14 protein-coding genes are annotated in these 15,639 nt (G+C 72.4%); 10 read left to right on the top strand and 4 right to left on the bottom strand.

The features are described 5' to 3' along the window. Window positions 1-171 precede the first annotated feature (171 nt). Window positions 172-1,038 carry an oxaloacetate decarboxylase gene (locus ACIP89_RS31660; RefSeq protein ID WP_401930543.1) on the top strand — a complete coding sequence of 289 codons (867 nt, stop codon included), beginning with the start codon at window positions 172-174 and terminating at the stop codon, window positions 1,036-1,038. 183 nt (window positions 1,039-1,221) lie between these two features. After that, a complete protein-coding gene (locus ACIP89_RS31655) occupies window positions 1,222-1,617 on the top strand; it encodes a hypothetical protein (RefSeq protein ID WP_401931885.1) in 396 nt (131 codons plus the stop codon). Between the two features lie 29 nt (window positions 1,618-1,646). Here the strand turns inward: ACIP89_RS31655 and ACIP89_RS31650 are convergent, their stop codons facing one another. Beyond that, on the bottom strand, window positions 1,647-2,744 hold the full coding sequence (locus ACIP89_RS31650; RefSeq protein WP_402117877.1) for a DUF3533 domain-containing protein: 1,098 nt from the start codon (window positions 2,742-2,744) through the stop codon (window positions 1,647-1,649). A 217-nt stretch (window positions 2,745-2,961) separates the two neighbouring features. On the opposite strand from ACIP89_RS31650, the gene ACIP89_RS31645 reads away from it, so the two are divergent. The 4 genes from ACIP89_RS31645 to ACIP89_RS31630 all read left to right on the top strand — a co-directional run bounded on the left by ACIP89_RS31645 (window position 2,962) and on the right by ACIP89_RS31630 (window position 10,106). Beyond that, on the top strand, window positions 2,962-6,453 hold the full coding sequence (locus tag ACIP89_RS31645; protein WP_401930552.1) for a DNA polymerase III subunit alpha: 3,492 nt from the start codon (window positions 2,962-2,964) through the stop codon (window positions 6,451-6,453). A 5-nt stretch (window positions 6,454-6,458) separates the two neighbouring features. After that, window positions 6,459-7,442: a hypothetical protein gene (locus tag ACIP89_RS31640; RefSeq protein WP_401930799.1), complete on the top strand. Its 984-nt coding sequence runs from the start codon at window positions 6,459-6,461 to the stop codon at window positions 7,440-7,442. Between the two features lie 217 nt (window positions 7,443-7,659). Beyond that, window positions 7,660-8,553 (top strand): esterase/lipase family protein, encoded by an 894-nt coding sequence (locus tag ACIP89_RS31635; protein WP_401930555.1) that lies wholly within the window; start codon window positions 7,660-7,662, stop codon window positions 8,551-8,553. A 74-nt stretch (window positions 8,554-8,627) separates the two neighbouring features. Next, on the top strand, window positions 8,628-10,106 hold the full coding sequence (locus ACIP89_RS31630; RefSeq protein ID WP_402117875.1) for a trifunctional class I SAM-dependent methyltransferase/NUDIX hydrolase/VOC family protein: 1,479 nt from the start codon (window positions 8,628-8,630) through the stop codon (window positions 10,104-10,106). Between the two features lie 20 nt (window positions 10,107-10,126). Here the strand turns inward: ACIP89_RS31630 and ACIP89_RS31625 are convergent, their stop codons facing one another. Next, the gene (locus ACIP89_RS31625; protein WP_401930559.1) at window positions 10,127-10,648 is read right to left on the bottom strand and encodes a DUF402 domain-containing protein; all 522 of its coding nucleotides are present in this window, start codon (window positions 10,646-10,648) and stop codon (window positions 10,127-10,129) included. Beyond that, window positions 10,629-11,549 carry a GNAT family N-acetyltransferase gene (locus ACIP89_RS31620; protein ID WP_401931892.1) on the bottom strand — a complete coding sequence of 307 codons (921 nt, stop codon included), beginning with the start codon at window positions 11,547-11,549 and terminating at the stop codon, window positions 10,629-10,631. The genes ACIP89_RS31625 and ACIP89_RS31620 overlap by 20 nt, the downstream gene beginning before the upstream one ends. Window positions 11,550-11,648: 99 nt before the next feature. Between ACIP89_RS31620 and ACIP89_RS31615 the strand changes: the two genes are divergently transcribed. Beyond that, entirely contained in the window at window positions 11,649-12,023 is a 375-nt protein-coding gene (locus tag ACIP89_RS31615) for a GntR family transcriptional regulator (protein ID WP_401930564.1), read from the top strand. 122 nt (window positions 12,024-12,145) lie between these two features. Here ACIP89_RS31615 and ACIP89_RS31610 read toward each other — a convergent pair whose 3' ends face one another. Further along, window positions 12,146-13,252 carry a DUF5925 domain-containing protein gene (locus tag ACIP89_RS31610; RefSeq protein WP_401930566.1) on the bottom strand — a complete coding sequence of 369 codons (1,107 nt, stop codon included), beginning with the start codon at window positions 13,250-13,252 and terminating at the stop codon, window positions 12,146-12,148. Between the two features lie 251 nt (window positions 13,253-13,503). On the opposite strand from ACIP89_RS31610, the gene ACIP89_RS31605 reads away from it, so the two are divergent. The 3 genes from ACIP89_RS31605 (at window position 13,504) to ACIP89_RS31595 (ending at window position 15,629) form a co-directional block, all read left to right on the top strand. Next, entirely contained in the window at window positions 13,504-14,313 is an 810-nt protein-coding gene (locus tag ACIP89_RS31605) for an SGNH/GDSL hydrolase family protein (RefSeq protein WP_401930569.1), read from the top strand. A gap of 269 nt (window positions 14,314-14,582) precedes the next feature. After that, entirely contained in the window at window positions 14,583-14,846 is a 264-nt protein-coding gene (locus tag ACIP89_RS31600; protein ID WP_073739333.1) for a hypothetical protein, read from the top strand. Window positions 14,847-15,020: 174 nt separating this feature from the next. Next, window positions 15,021-15,629: a TetR/AcrR family transcriptional regulator gene (locus ACIP89_RS31595; protein ID WP_401930570.1), complete on the top strand. Its 609-nt coding sequence runs from the start codon at window positions 15,021-15,023 to the stop codon at window positions 15,627-15,629. Window positions 15,630-15,639: the final 10 nt, after the last annotated feature.

Here is a 15,639-nt window from a genome sequence, read left to right as displayed (position 1 = left end):
TGTCGGCCGAGTGCGAGGCCTTACGGATCCCTGCCACCGGTCCCGCCACCGATTCCCGTCACTGTTCCCGTCACTGATTTCTGTGACGGACCCGTCGGACCCGACTCCGTGTCGGGGTGCGGGATCACCCCCGTCACCGGCCGGTTCACGGCCGCACGCAAGGAGAGAGACATGCGCTACGGAAGCGCGCTGCGCCAGCAGATCCACACGCCCGGAACCACTCCGCTCGTCGGCATCTACGACATGTACTCGGCATCGGTGGCCGCCCGCCACTACGACGGCTTCTTCGTGTCCGGGTTCGGCTTCGCCGCCTCCTACTACGGACTGCCGGACATCGGCTTCATCGCGTGGCCGGACATGGTCGCGTTCGTCGAACGGCTCCGGCACGCCTTCCCGTCCCACCACCTGCTGGTCGACATCGACGACGGATACGTGGACCCGGAAGTGGCGTGCCATGTGGTGCGGCAACTGGAGCGGAGCGGGGCGTCCGGAGTGATTCTGGAGGACCAGAAGCGTCCGCGCCGATGCGGCCACGCGGACGGCAAGACGGTACTGCCCCTGGAGGAGTACCTGGAGAAACTGAACCTCGTCCTGGAGAACCGGGGAGACCTCGTGGTCGTGGCCCGCACGGATGCCACGGAGGAGGAGGACATCCTTCGCCGCGCACAGGCGCTCGCGGAGACCGACGCCGATGTGGTGCTGGTCGACGGGGTGCGGGACGTCGAGTGGATCCGCCGGATCCGGAAGGTCATCAACGACAAGCCGCTGCTCTTCAACCAGATCGCGGGCGGCAAGTCGCCGAGGCTCTCGCTCTCCGAACTCACCGACCTGGAATGCCAGGTGGCGATCTACAGCACGCCGTGTCTGTTCGCGGCGCACACCGCCATCGACACCGCGCTCAGCGAGTTGAGGGAAGCCGACGGGCGGCTCCCGGAGTTCTCGCCCGGCTCATCGGTGGGTGTGCGGGCCTCCACCGAACTGTTGGAGAAGAACATCAGCAGGCACCACCCGGCCGAACCCCGGCTCGTCACCGCCTGAGGCGGAACCGGGAGCAGCGGGCCGGCCGGTGCAGGAGGACCGGCCGGCCCGCGTGGCGGCGTTCAGCACGTCCCGTACGAAGTCACGTCCAGTACGGCAGCCACGTCCAGTACGAAGCAACGTCCAGTACGACAGTCACGGACAACACATCCGGGAAGCGGGAACAGCATGACGGGATTCACCGTGCCCAGAGCACGAGCCACCCTGGCGGTCGTCGCCGGCTTGCTGTGCGGGGCGCAGTTCGCGGAAGGCACCGCATGGGCCGACGCCCCCGACGGAGGCATGGAGACGAGGCACGGCCCCTCGTTGATCACCATCGACAACTCCAACGCCGACTCCTGGCTGGAGATCGACAGAACGCTCAACGTGCTCGGACCGCTGAGCAAGGGGACGGCGGGCAGCGACCACGACGGGGGCGGTGGCGCCATCGATCAGCACGTCACGGGCCCTTCGGACGCCCGGCTCCAGGCCGCCCCGGTGGAACGGGGCGAGCGGGACGAACCCGACGGCCGGGAGACGGGAGCGGCGGCCGGCGGCGACGACCCGGAGGGCGACGCCGACCGGGGCGCCACGGTTTGACCGCTTGGTCCGGCCGCTTGGGCCGAGCGCTAAGCGAGACTTGAGCCGCCGCTTTCTGTCCCTCTCCTTGTCCCTGTCCCCGTCCCTGTTTCCGTCCCCGTCCCCGTTGCCGTGAGCCGCGTGTCGTCCGCCGCCTCCGGCTTCTTCCGCATCGCCATCAGCAGGGTGACGACCGTGCCGGCCACCGCCCACGCGGAGAGCACCAGCAGCGGGCCGGTCACCGCGTTGCCCCGGAAGTACGCGATCGAGCGCGCCACCCAGGTGCCGGCCCCCGGTGGCAGCGCGGGGCCGATCGCCCGCCAGAAGTCCGGGAGCATCGGGAGCGGGAAGGCGCCGCCCGCACTCGGGTTGCCCGCGACCACCACGAGCAGGACGGCCAGGCCGATGCCGACGATTCCGGTGAGCGCCTCCAGGGCGAGCGTGATCATGCCGACCGAGAAGACGGTCAGCGCGCCCAGGCCGGACAGCCCCCAGAAGGATCCGGGCAGGGCCCCCAGGATCGGGCCGATGATGATCGCGCCGCCGATTCCGCCCGCGATCGAGTACAGCGCCATGACCCCGGTCCTGATCACCGCGCGCTGACGGTTGGCGGGGCGGGTGCCGGCGCTGATCGCCAGGATCGACGCGCAGAGGTACCCGCCGACGCACCAGCCGACCACCAGGTAGAAGGACGAGAGCCCGTCGAAGTCGTCGCCCGAGGCCGGGGCCACGTCCACGGAGCGGACCGTGCGCCGCTGGGTGAGGTCGACCTTCGTGATGATCTTCGTCAGCGAGTCGGCCAGCACGGTGCCCCCGCCGGAGGCGACCAGCACGGTGTCGGTGGTGCCCCGGGGGCTGACGATCAGGGCGCCGTCGATGTCGCGGTCGAGGATCTGCCGGCGGGCGGTGGCCGCGTCGCTGACCGTGCGGGGATCCAGCGGGCCGCCGGGGAGGTCCTTCAGCTCGGTGAGGAGCCGGGCGGAGACCTGCTGGGGTGCGACGACCCCGAAGGGGACGTCCGTCGGCTTCGGCCTGTGCAGCGCTCCGACATAGGACGCGATGAACAGCAGTTGCAGCGCCAGTACGCCGATGACGAGCAGCGCGGCCCGCGGAGTGATGGCGTTCTTCACCTCATCAGCGAAAGTCATGACCCCACCGTGCTGCGTGTCCGTTGTCCACGCAGTCGGGGCCGGGCCGAATGGCTGAGTGACGGCTGCGGGACGGCTTGCCTCCCGGCCTCGGGAGTTCCGCTCCTATCGAATCGAATGAATGTGCGAACATTGAGTTAGGGTACTTCTCTCGATCGGGGTGAATCGGGATGACACGGACAAGGCAAAGGGGGGCCATGAGTAGCAGGAGGTGTGTATGTCGTTTACGCACCTCCGTGCGGCGAGCGGATACTCGCTGCGGTACGGAGCCAGCCACCCGCACGCACTGGCAGAGCGGGCTGCCGAGCGTGGCCTCGATGCCCTGGCGCTGACCGACCGGGACTCCCTGGCGGGCGCGGTGCGCTTCGCGAAGGCGTGTGCGGGGGCCGGGATCCGGCCACTGTTCGGCGTCGACCTGGCGGTGCCCGGCGTACCGGCGGCCGTACCGGCGTCGGCGAAGAGGCAGCGGACCTCCCCCTCCCGGGGCGGCGCGTTCGTCACGGAGGCACCGCAGCGCGCGGTGTTCCTGGCCCGGACCGCACGCGGCTGGGCCGAGCTGTGCCGTCTGGTGTCGGTCGCGTCGGACCAGGGCGTCACCTGGGGAGACCTGTCCTGCCCGGACGACGAGCTGTTCGTCCTCCTCGGGGCGGACTCCGAGGTGGGGCAGGCGCTGGCGTCGGGGCGCCCGGACCGGGCCGCCGTACTGCTCGGCCCCTGGCGCGAACGGTTCGGCCGGTCGTTGCGCATCGAGACGTCCTGGCACGGGCGGCCCGGCACCGGGCCGGGATCGCTGCGGCTGGCCGCGCGCATGGCGGGCTTCGCCGCCGAGCAGCAGGTGGTCCCCGTACTGAGCAACGCCGTGCGCTACGCCGACCCGGACCGGGGCGAGGTCGCCGACATCCTGGACTCCGCCCGGCTGCTGGTGCCGATCGACGCCCGTGACGCGTCCCGGCTCGACAGCGGGCAGCGGTGGCTGAAGGACGCCGGGGAGATGGAGCGGATCGCCGGGCGGATCGCGGAGGCCGTGGGCGGCCGGGGCGGGGACGCGCGACGGCTGCTCGCCGCGACGGAGGAGACGGCCGAGGCGTGCGCGGTCGATCCCGGTGACGCGTTCGGGCTCGGCCGGCTGAACCTTCCGGAGCCCGAACTCGTGGGCGCGAGCGCCGGGTCGGCGGACCGGGTGCTCGCGGACCGGTGCGCGGCGGGCATGCTGAGCCGGGCCTACCACCGGGAGGGGGAGCGCTGGGACCGGCTGGAGAACGAGTTGCGGATCATCGCGGGGCACGGCTTCGCCGGGTACTTCCTGACCGTCGCCGAGGTCGCGGCGCAGGCCCGGCGGCTCGGCGTCCGGGTGGCCGCGCGCGGCTCCGGCGTGGGCTCGCTGGTCACGCATCTGCTGGGGATCAGCCCGGTCGATCCGGTGGCGCACGGCCTGGTGATGGAACGCTTCCTGTCCGAGCACCGCTCGGCCCTGCCCGACATCGACCTGGACGTCGAGTCGGCCCGCCGCCTGGAGGTCTACCAGGCGGTACGGGAGCGGTTCGGGGCTGGCCGGGTGGCGACGCTCGCCGTCTACAAGACGTACCGGGCGCGCGGGGCGATCGAGGTGGTGGCCCGCGCCCGTGGCATGGCCCCGGACCGGGCGGCCCGGCTGGGCAAGGCGTTCCCGCACATCCGGGCCAAGGACGTGCGGGCCGCGCTCGCCGAGCTGCCGGAGCTGCGCGAGGTCGCCGCAGAGGACCACGGCCGGCTCTGGGAGCTGGTGGAGGCGCTCGACGAGCTGCCGTTCGAGGCGGCGATGCACCCGTGCGGGCTGCTCGTCTCCGACGCGGCACTGGTGCGGCGCACCCCGCTGACGCCGACCACCGTCGAGAACATCGCCATGTCCCAGTTCGACAAGGAGGACATCGAGGACACCGGGCACCCCAAGATCGACGTCATCGGCGTACGGATGCAGTCGGCGCTCGCGCACGCGGCCGCCGAGATCGAACGCGTCACCGGTGAACCCATCGACCTGGACGATCCCGCACAGGTGCCGCCGGACGACGCCGCCACGTACGACCTGATCTCCTCCGGGGACACCCTGGGCACCTTCCAGCTGGAGAGTCCGGGCCAGCGGGAGCTGGTACGGAACCTGCGGCCGCGGTCGTTCGGGGACCTGGCGCTCGACATCAGCCTGTTCCGGCCCGGACCGGTCGCGGCGAACATGGTGGAGCCGCTGATCAGCGCCCGAGAGGGCCGGAACGCGACCCGTTACGCGCACCGCGACCTGGAGGCGATCCTGGCCGAGACCGAGGGGCAGGTGGTCTACCACGAGCAGGTCATCGCGATCATGGTGACGATGACCGGCTGCGACCGGGGCATGGCGGACGAGGCCCGCCGCGCCCTGTCCGTCCCCGAGCGGGCGGGCCGGGTCCGGGCCTGGTTCGCCGACCGGGCCCGCGGGCGCGGCTACTCGGTCCAGGTCGTACGGGACGTGTGGAGGACCCTGGAGAACTTCGGCAGCTTCGGCTTCGCCAAGGCGCACGCCTCGGCCTTCGCGCAGCCCGCCTACCAGTCGAGCTGGCTCAAGGCCCACCGGATGGCGGCCCTGCTCGCGGGGCTGCTCACGCACGATCCGGGGATGTACCACAAGCGGGTCCTGGCCGCCGATGCCCGGCGTCACGGGGTGCCGCTGCTGCTGCCCGACGTCAACCGGTCCCAGGCCGCACACATAATCGAACTGGTGTCTGGTAAGTGGGGAGTGCGGATCGGTCTGTCGCAGGTGCGCGGCATCACCGAGGCGGAGAGCGGGCGCATCGCGGCCGGGCAGCCGTACACCTCGGTCGAGGACTTCTGGGAGCGCGCCAGGCCCAGTCGCCCGCTGGCTGAACGGCTCGCCCAGGTAGGTGCGTTGAGCGCGTTCGGGCCCCGCCGTGAGCTGCTGCTGACCCTCGCCGAGCTGCACCGCTCGCGGCGCGGCGCGGCCGGATCCGCCGACGGTCAGCTCCCCATGGCGGACGTGGGGAACGCGACGAGCCCGGGGGATGCCGAAACCGGGCCGGACGACACCGTCACAGCCACCACCACCGGCCTGCCGGCCATGAACGGTTCCGAACAGCTCGCCGCCGAACTCGACGTGCTCGGCATGGACATCTCCCACCACCTCCTCGACGAGCACCGCTCCCTGCTCGCCGACATCGGAGCGACCCCCGCCGCCGATCTGCCGGGCCTCCGGCACGGCACCACCGTGCTCGTCGCCGGCGTGAAGGTCGCCACCCAGACCCCGCCGATCCGCTCCGGCAAGCGCGTCATCTTCGCCACCCTGGACGACCCCACCGGCCTGTCCGACCTGGCGTTCTTCGAGGACAGCCACGCACGCTGCGCCCACACGGTGTTCCACAGCGGTCTGCTGCTCGTACGCGGCACCCTCGCCCGCCGTCCGCCGCGTGCCTTCAGCATCACCGGCACCGCCGCCTGGAACCTGGCCGAGCTGATCGACCTGTACCGCGAGGGCGGCCCCGCCGCCGTCGCCGACCGCCTCACCCGTCCCGAGCCCACCCCGCGCGGCGCGGCGCCGCGCCGCACCATCACCCAGCCGAACGGTTACGCCCTGCACCCCTGGGCCGACCTCCAGCCGCCCGGCACCCCCGCCTCCGCCACCCTGCCCGCCCTCGACGCGCTCGACGGGCGGTCCTTCCACCACGCGAGTCCCGGAAGCGCGGGGTGACCGGGATGATCCTCTACCTCCACTTCGGTGCCCCGCAGCCGGACCCCGCGTACCGCCGGCTCCTGGACATGGTCGGCGAGTTCACCCCCGTCGCCCAGGCCCTGCCCCCGGACGCGGCCCTGGCCGACGTGTCCGGCAGCACCCGCTACTTCGACCGCGACGCCGCCGGGCTCGCGGCCCTGATCCGGATGCGGGCGGCCGCGCTCCACGGCCTCGACGTGACGGTCGGCATCGGCCCCAACCCGCTCCTCGCCCGGCTCGCCGCCCACCGGGGGGAACCCGGCGCCATCCGCGCGGTCCCGGACGACCCCGAGGCCGTCACCCGGTTCCTCGCCGGTCTTCCCGCCGCCGCGCTGCCCGGCGTCGGCCCGGCCACCGCCCGCACCCTGGCCTCGTACGGCCTGCGCACCGCCGACCGGATCGCCGCCACCCCGCTGCTCACCCTCCAGCGCATCCTCGGCGCGGCCTCCGGGCGCGAGCTGCGCGAGCGCGCGGCCGGCATCGATCCCACCCGCGTCGCTCCGGGCGCCCCGCCCCGCACGGTCGACGCCGAACACCGCTTCGGCCGCGACGAGTCCGACGCCGCCCGCCAGCGAGCCGCCCTGACCCACCTGACCGAACAGCTCGGCGCCCGCCTCCGTGACGAGCGGCAGACCTGCCGGGCGCTGACCCTGACCGTCCTGTACGCCGACCGCGCGGGGCACTCCTCGATCACCCGCAGCCGCACCCTGTCCGAGGCCACCGCGCACACCCCCCGGCTCCGCGCCACCGCCCACGCGCTGCACGGGTCCCTGGGGCTCCAGCGGGCCCGGGTCCGCTCCCTCGCCCTGCGCGCGGGGGAACTCGGCGACGCCGCGTCCGCCTCCCGGCAGCTGACCTTCGGCCCCGACGACGACCGGTCGCGCCGCATCGAGGCCGCGGCCGACCGCGCCCGGGCCCGCTTCGGGCCGGGTGCGGTACGGCCCGCCAGCACCGCGGGGATGCGATGAGCGGCTGAGCGGCGGTGCACCGCCGCCGCGGGCTGTCCGGAAGTCGGGGTTACCGCCGGTCAGTTTTTACCGACGCGTAACTTCCAAGGAAACCCTACTCGCGCGTAAGTTGGCATGAGCACGCTGACTAGACGTGCCGAACACCGTCAGAACTTGTGGTCCGGGCCGCAGGGTGCACAGACATCGCAACTCCCTTGAGCCGCAAGGAGAACACACGATGCTGCCCTGGACCCGTGCGCCGCGTGCCCCACGAGCGCGCAGAACCCTCGCCGCACTGCTCCTCGCCGTCGCCGCGCTCGCCGCCCCCACGGCCACCGCCGCTGCCGCCGCCCCCACCGCCGCCACAGCCACCTCGCACGGCTGGAACGACTACTCCTGCAAGCCCTCCGCAGCCCACCCCCGGCCCGTCGTCCTGGTCCACGGGACCTTCGGGAACTCGGTCGACAACTGGCTCGTCCTCGCCCCCTACCTGGTGAACCGGGGCTACTGCGTCTACTCGCTCGACTACGGGCAGCTCCCCGGCGTGCCGCTCTTCAACGGCCTGGGCCCGGTCGACAAGTCGGCCGGGCAGCTCGCCACCTTCGTCGACAAGGTGCTCGCCTCCACCGGGGCGCCCAAGGCGGACATCGTCGGCCACTCCCAGGGCGGCATGATGCCCAACTACTACCTGAAGTTCCTCGGCGGGGCGGCCAAGGTGAACGCCATGATCGGGCTCGCGCCCGACAACCACGGCACCACCCTCCTCGGACTGACGAAGCTGCTGCCGTACTTCCCCGGAGCCGCGTACCTGCTCAACACCGGCACTCCGGGACTCGCGGACCAGGTGGCCGGATCGCCCTTCGTCACCAAGCTCAACTCACTGCCCGACACCGTGCCCGGAGTGCACTACACCGTCATCGCGACCAGGTACGACGAGGTCGTGACCCCGTACCGGACCCAGTTCCTGGACGGACCCGACGTGCACAACGTGCTGCTCCAGGACCTGTGCCCGGTCGACCTGTCGGAGCACGTGGCGATCGGGACCGTCGACCGGGTCGCCTACCACGAGGTGGGCAACGCCCTGGACCCGGCGCACGCCACCCCGACCACCTGCGCCTCGGCCGTCGGCTAGGGCCTGTCCGGCGGATCAGGGCCGAGGCCTCCAGGAAATCCGCCGCTGTCGGAGGCGGATGGCACGATCGGTGCATGACGACGATCGACTGGGACTCCGCCGCCGACTCCTTCGACGAGGAGCCGGACCACGGGCTGCTCGACCCCGTGGTCCGGCACGCCTGGGCGCGACGGCTGGAGAGCTGGCTGCCCCGGGAGCGTTCCGAGGTCCTCGACCTGGGATGCGGCACCGGCAGCCTGGCGCTGCTCGTCGCCGGGCAGGGGCACCGGGTCACCGCCGTGGACCGCTCGCCGCGCATGGTGGAGCAGGCGCGCGCCAAGCTGGCCGGCACCGGCGCGGAGGTGCTCGCCGGGGACGCCGCGGCGCCGCCCGTCGGCAAGCAGCGGTTCGACGTGATCCTGGCCCGGCACGTGGTGTGGCTGCTGCCCGACCCGGCGGCGGTCCTGCGGCACTGGTCCGGTCTGCTGCGCCCCGGCGGCAGACTGGTGCTGATCGAGGGCGTGTGGAACGGGGTCGGGCTGTCCGCCGGCCGACTCACCTCGCTGCTCGCCCCGTTCACCGAGCGCATCCACCACGAACGGCTCTCCGGCGACCGCGACCTCTGGGGCAAGGACGTCGACGACGAGCGCTACGCCCTGGTCGCCCGCGCCGAACCGCCGCGCCGGCACACCGAGGTGGTGGACGTACACCTGATCCTGCGGCGCGGCTCCGACGTCCTGCTCGCCCGCCGGGCCGGTACGGGGTACGCGGACGGGCTGCTGCACGCCCCGTCCGGCCACCTGGAGGACGGTGAGGACGTCCGCGAGGGCATGATCCGCGAGGCGGCGGAGGAGACCGGGATCGCGCTGGAGCCGGAGGAGCTGCGGGTGGCCCTCGTCATGCACCACCGGGGGCCCGGCGGCGGTCCGAGGACCGGCTGGTTCTTCGAGGCGGCGTACGACCCGGCCCGGCCGCCGTACAACCGCGAGCCGGACAAGTGCTCGGAGCTGGCCTGGTTCCCGCTGGACGCCCTTCCGGACGACATGGTGGCGTACTGCAGGGCCGGGCTCGACGGCTACCGGGCGGGGGAGCGCTTCCTGGTCCACTGGCACGAGGACGGCGACACCGTCGCGTACGAACCGCGCGGGCCCCGCCGCGCGGTCCCGCTGCCGGCCGGCGGGGTCCGCACCGGCCGGGTCCACCACATCGAGCTGTGGGTGCCCGACCTGGCCGTGGCCGAGGCGGGATGGGGCTGGCTCCTCGGCGAGCTGGGCCATGTGCCGTACCAGCGGTGGGCGCACGGGCGCAGCTGGCGCCGGGGCGACAGCTACGTGGTCGTCGAGCAGTCGCCCGACCTGGTTCCCGGAGCGCACGAGCGGTGCCGTCCGGGCCTCAACCACCTGGCGTTCCACGTGGCGGACCGGGCGGCCCTCGACGCGCTGGTGGCCCGCGCTCCGGAACACGGCTGGCGGCTGCTCTTCCCGGACCGTCATCCGCACGCGGGCGGCGACGGACACGTGGCCGCGTACCTGGAGGACGCGGCGGGGTACGAGGTCGAGCTGGTGGCCGGCTGAGGCGGACCGGTGCGGGGCGCTCAGCCCAGCAGGCCGGCGAACCCCTCCGGGGCGCGGGCGAGGCGTTCCAGCTCGTCCAGCGCCGCGACGGCGGCACGCGCCGCCTCCGGATCGCGCCCGGCCAGCCCGCTCTCCTCGAACTCGTCCTCGTCCAGGCGCAGTACGCCGGTACGGTCCGCAGGCACCCACAGATCGAGGTCCAGGTCCTCGACGGTCAGCTCACCGTCCCGCAGCACCGCCGGGCGGGTCACATCGCAGTACCAGCCCTTGAGCCCGCCCGCTCCCGTGCGGACCTCCTTCACCGCGAACCAGGCGTCGCGCCAGTAGTGCTCGGTGAAGACGTCACCCGGCTCGAACCGCACGAAGCCGAAGTCGCGGACCCCGGGGGCGGCCCAGGGCGCCCGCACCGTCACCCGGGTGCCGTCGTCGGCGAGCAGGGCGGCGGGATAGCTGATCTTGGTCTTTCCGGCCTTGACCAGGACGACCGTCAGACCGGTGCCGGGTCCGGCATCCGGTCCGGGGTCAGCCGAGCTTGCGGACATGGCGTACCTCCGTGGCGCAGATCTCGTAGCCGAACCAGCGGTTGACCGCCAGCATCGGACCGTTGCCGGCGTCATTGCCGGTGTAGGCGTCGGTGTAGCCGGCGGCGCGCGCCCGGTGCAGCGAGTCGTTCTTGGCGAGCTTCGCCAGCCCGCGGCCGCGGTACGCCCGCCGGGTGCCGGTCATCCCCGACCAGTAGCGGCCCGAGCTGTCGCACCGCGCCGCGCTGAACGCCGCGACCTCGCCGTCGACGACCGCCACCGAGGTGAGGCGGCGGTCGAGCGCGGGGTCGGCCCAGGTCCCGGTGAGCCACTCCTCGTAGTCCGAGGGCTGGGCCGGGGTGTCGCTCGGCTCGTCCGCCGTCGTCTCGGCGTCCGCCTCGAAGAGCGGTCGCGGGTCGCCCTCGAAATCGGCGCCGGTCCGCAACTCGACACCGGCCGGGAGCTCCTGACGGGGCGGCAGCGTGCCGCCGGCCAGATCCAGACGCAGGAAGTGCGCCGGGCGGCTGGGTTCGTAGCCGTGCCGCTCCGCGAACGCCCGGTCGCGCGGGGTGTCCAGCACCCAGGCGTAGACCTCGCTCGCACCGGCCAGGGCCAGATGCTCCTCGGCCGTGCGCAGCAGCAGGGAGCCCGCGCCACGGCCGGTCCGTTCCGGATGGACGTGCGGATTGCACGATGCCTGACCGGGCCTGGGGCTCTCATGGGCGAGACCGGCCTCGACCGTTCCGATGACCTCGCCGTCCTCCTCCGCGACCAGCAGGCGGTACCGCCTGTCGGGCCGGGCGTTCGCCAGGCTGTAGACGACCGCTTCCGGGGTGGTCACCAGGAACGGGAGTGCCGCGCGCCGCACCCGTACCCAGTCCTCGGCGTCGGAGGTGCGGAAGTCGCGAACGATGACAGTCATGCGGCGGACCGTACCCGCAGGTGCCGCCGGTGCGCCCGTGATTATTCCGGCGGCGGGGCGGGCACCGGCGGCTTCGGGCGGTGGGTGGAGAATCGGGCCGTGACTCTGAAGATCTCCGTTGACCCGGATTCCGGCGCCGCCCCGTACGAGCAGCTGCGCACCCAGATCTCCGAACTGGCCCGCTCCGGCGCCCTGCCGGTGGGCCACAGACTTCCGACCGTACGCGGCTTCGCCGGGGAACTGGGCCTCGCCGCCAACACGGTCGCCAAGGCGTACCGGGCGCTGGAGGCGGACGGGGTGATCGAGACGCGCGGGCGCAACGGCACGTTCATCGCCGCCGCGGGGGACGCGGCCGAGCGCAACGCGGCCGCCGCCGCCCAGGAGTACGCGGAGCAGGCCCGGCGGCTGGGTCTGTCCCGCGCACGGGCGCTCGCGCTGGCGCAGGACGCGGTGCGGGCCGCGTACGCGGGGTGAGGCCGGTTGTCCGGCCCCCCGGCCGTCCGGCGGGCCGCTTCGTCCTCAAGCGCCGGACGGGCTGAAGGATGTCCTCAACCGCCGGACGCGCCTGAATGTGCGCTCAGCGGGCTTGTGCCTGGTCAGAGGTACAGGCCCGCGTCCGCTCCCGAGTCCTGTTTCGGGACCGAGGCGGGGCCCGTGCCGCGGCGCAGGGCGTACAGCTCCGCCAGGGTCGCGCCCTCGGGTGACCCCTCGCGGCCCAGGCCCTCATCGGTGCCGAGCCAGGCCGCCGACTCCTCACGGGTCAGCGGGCCCACCTCGATCCGGGCCAGGCAGCGGCCCGGCCGGACGACCGCCGGGTGCAGCCGCTCCAGGTCCTCGTTGGTGGTCACCCCGACGAGCACGTTGCGGCCCTGGCCCAGCAGCCCGTCCGTGAGGTTCAGCAGCCGGGACAGCGCCTGACCGGCCGTGTGCTTGGCCTCGCCGCGGATCAGCTCGTCGCAGTCCTCCAGGAGCAGCAGCCGCCAGCGGCCCTTCGCCGAGCCGTCGTCCTCGCCGATCGCTATGTCCATCAGGTAGCCGACGTCGTTGAAGAGCCGTTCGGGATCGAGCACGCAGTCGACCTGGCACCAGTCCCGCCAGGACCGGGCCAGGGTGCGCAGCGCGGAGGTCTTGCCGGTGCCGGGCGGACCGTGCAGCAGGAGCAGCCGGCCGGTGATGTCGTCCGGGGTGACCTTCATCAGGCCGTCCATGGCATCGGCCACCGGCGCGGTGTAGTTGGTGCGCACCTCGTCCCAGGCACCGGCCGTGATCTGCCGGGTGGTGCGGCACGGGCCGCGGCGCGGGGACAAGTGCCAGAAGCCCATGGTCACGCTGTCGGGCTGCGGATCGGGTTCGTCCTGGGCGCCGTTCGTGGCTTGGTCGAGCACCTCCCGCGCCAGCTCCGGGGTGGTCGCGGTGACCGTGACGTCGGCGCCCCGGTTCCACCGGGAGACGAGCAGCGTCCAGCCCTCGCCCTCCGCGAGCAGGGCGCTGCGGTCGTCGTCACGGGCGGCGCGCAGCACCTTGGCATCCGGGGGCAGGAGCGTGGCCCCGCTGCGGACCCGGTCGAGGGAGGTGCTGTGGGAGTAAGACTGCTCGCCCGTCGCGAACCGGCCGAGGAAGAGGGCGTCGACGACGTCGGACGGGGAGTCGCTGTCGTCGACGGTGAGCCGGATCGGCAGAGCTGACTCGGGGGTGGCAGACATGGCGCCCATGATCCGTCACCCGGGCACCCGGCGCACCCGGGTTTCACCACTTTCCGCAGCTTGGGCCGGTGCCGCCGGGCCATGCGGTCCGCCGCCCGCGCGATCCCCCGGTGCGCCGGAGTGACGCGCCCTCAGCGGACCGGCGCCAGAAGCTCATCCGATGGACTTGGCATGCACACTTCCGGAATGACTCTCCCTGCTGCTACCACGTACATGGCAGAGATCCTGCTGGTCGGTCCAAGGGAGATTCCATGAAAATGTCCAGACTCGTGGCGTTCTCGTCCTCGCTCCTGTTCGGTGCCGTCGTCGCCCTGACCGGGGCGGCCACCGCGAACGCCGCTCCGTCCGTCCAGGCCGTCGACTACGTCGCCCTCGGTGACTCCTACTCCTCGGGAGTCGGCTCCGGCAGCTACATCGGCTCCAGCGGGGACTGCAAGCGCAGCACCCTCGCCTACCCCTCGCTCTGGGCGGCCGCCCACTCGCCCGCCTCCTTCGCCTTCACCGCCTGTTCGGGGGCGCGCACCGGCGATGTGACAGCCGGCCAGCTGGGACCGCTCAACTCCTCGACCGACCTCGTCTCGATCTCCATCGGCGGCAACGACGCGGGATTCTCCGACGTCATGACGACCTGTGTCCTCCAGTCGGAGGCCACCTGCCTCAACCGGATCGCCACCGCCCGCGGTTACGTGGACTCCACGCTTCCCGGCAAGCTCGACACGGTGTACGACGCCATTCACGCCAAGGCCCCGTCCGCCCATGTGGTCGTCCTCGGCTACCCGCGCTTCTACAAGATCGGCGGCAGCTGTGTCGTCGGGCTCAGCGACAAGGTGCGCGCCGCCATCAACGGCGCGTCCGACTATCTGAACGCGGCCACCGCCAAGCGGGCCGCCGACCACGGCTTCACCTTCGGTGACGTCACGGGGAAGTTCACCGGGCACGAGATCTGCTCGGGAAGCGCCTGGCTGCACAGTCTCAACTGGCTCGACATCGGTGAGTCGTACCACCCCTTCGCCGCCGGGCAGTCCGGTGGTTATCTGCCGGTTCTCGACTCGGTCGCCTGACGCCCGCGCCGAAAGCCGTCCTCCGGGAGGGGGTTCCGCAGGCCGGAACCCTCTTCCGGGTGCGTTCCGGGCGCTCTCCGCGGAGCGGTACCGGGTGGTCCGGTCATCGGCTCTCTGTCCAACTCGCCCTGGAATCGGTATTATCGGTGAACCGTCGTCAATCTCCGTATGTGTGTGCTCAATCCTGCGCCCGGGATACACGGGTGTCGCCGCGGGGCGATAGGGTTAACCTGCCCGGGCCGGGTGCCCTCGTACGGGTGGGGAGTGACATGGAACAGATAACGGTGCGAAGCAGGCCGCGAGTGCCTGCTATTACCTGCGGGACAGGGGCGACGAGTTCGCGCCTCGACCGCCATCTCGCGGTGCTGGGCGGCCCTGTCGTCCCGCAGCGCGATTCCGCTGAGGCGACGCTGCTGATGCGCGAGCTGACCTCGCGTGACGCCGCGCACACACGTCGGAGCAAGAGTGCGCGTGTCTCGCTCTTCGCGCCTCTGCGACGACTGCGACGCTCGCTCTTCGGCAGCCGCCGCTGATCCGACGGCCCCGGTCCAGGTGTCGCGCCGCTGCCCGCTCTTCCGTCATCCCCGGAGCCTGCAGTGGCGCTTCGCCATGTCCGCGTGAGGGTCGGGGGCCCGTGTGGCGCCTGCCTGTCGGTGATCGGGTGGCATTGAGGTAATTCGGTGCCGAAATACTTCTACACTGACGGCATGCCCGAGAAGCGAGCCGCGCGTCTGAGCCCCGACGAGCGAAGGGCGCAGCTGGTATCGATTGGCGTGGACATGCTCGCGGACTGCTCGCTGGACGAGCTCTCCACCGACGATGTGGCGCGCCGCGCGGGAATCTCCCGGGGGCTGCTCTTTCACTACTTCGACTCCAAACGCGACTTCTACCGTTGTGTGGTGCGGCGGGAGTGCGACGATTTCGCCGCGGCCACGAACCCGGATCCGTCGCTGGAGCCCGTCGCCTGGCTGCGGTCGTTCATCGCCGGATTCGCGGCGTACGTCACGGAGCACCGCAAGGTCTATCTCGCGCTGGTCCGCGGCGCGGCCGGCAGCCATCCCGCGGTGGAGGACATCGTCGAGTCCACCCGCGCCACCCTGGCCCGGCGGGTGGAGGAGGGGCAGCGCCGGCTCGGGATGCCGGACTCGCCGCGGCTGCTCGTCGCCGCACGGGCCTGGATGGCCTTCGCGGAGGAGGCCGTCACCAGCTGGCGGCTCGACGAACCGGATGCGCTCGTGGAGCTCGGCGCGTTCCTGGAGTCGAGCTTCATCTCACTGCTGGGCGCCCTGGACCGGCCGGCCGCACTGCCCGGCTGAAGGCCCGTCG

Origin of the sequence: Streptomyces sp. NPDC088730 (assembly GCF_044751215.1) — a bacterium.
Taxonomy (GTDB): Bacteria; Actinomycetota; Actinomycetes; order Streptomycetales; family Streptomycetaceae; genus Streptomyces.
Note: the sequence above shows the minus strand (reverse complement) of the source record. Positions and strands in the feature narration are given on the sequence as shown.

Coding starts and splice junctions, on each gene's coding strand:
- ACIP89_RS31660 (WP_401930543.1), top strand. CDS start 172: ATGCGCTACGGAAGCGCGCTGCGCCAGCAGATCCACACGCCCGGAACC.
- ACIP89_RS31650 (WP_402117877.1), bottom strand. CDS start 2,744: ATGACTTTCGCTGATGAGGTGAAGAACGCCATCACTCCGCGGGCCGCG.
- ACIP89_RS31645 (WP_401930552.1), top strand. CDS start 2,962: ATGTCGTTTACGCACCTCCGTGCGGCGAGCGGATACTCGCTGCGGTAC.
- ACIP89_RS31640 (WP_401930799.1), top strand. CDS start 6,459: ATGATCCTCTACCTCCACTTCGGTGCCCCGCAGCCGGACCCCGCGTAC.
- ACIP89_RS31635 (WP_401930555.1), top strand. CDS start 7,660: ATGCTGCCCTGGACCCGTGCGCCGCGTGCCCCACGAGCGCGCAGAACC.
- ACIP89_RS31630 (WP_402117875.1), top strand. CDS start 8,628: ATGACGACGATCGACTGGGACTCCGCCGCCGACTCCTTCGACGAGGAG.
- ACIP89_RS31625 (WP_401930559.1), bottom strand. CDS start 10,648: ATGTCCGCAAGCTCGGCTGACCCCGGACCGGATGCCGGACCCGGCACC.
- ACIP89_RS31620 (WP_401931892.1), bottom strand. CDS start 11,549: ATGACTGTCATCGTTCGCGACTTCCGCACCTCCGACGCCGAGGACTGG.
- ACIP89_RS31610 (WP_401930566.1), bottom strand. CDS start 13,252: ATGTCTGCCACCCCCGAGTCAGCTCTGCCGATCCGGCTCACCGTCGAC.
- ACIP89_RS31605 (WP_401930569.1), top strand. CDS start 13,504: ATGAAAATGTCCAGACTCGTGGCGTTCTCGTCCTCGCTCCTGTTCGGT.
- ACIP89_RS31600 (WP_073739333.1), top strand. CDS start 14,583: ATGGAACAGATAACGGTGCGAAGCAGGCCGCGAGTGCCTGCTATTACC.
- ACIP89_RS31595 (WP_401930570.1), top strand. CDS start 15,021: ATGCCCGAGAAGCGAGCCGCGCGTCTGAGCCCCGACGAGCGAAGGGCG.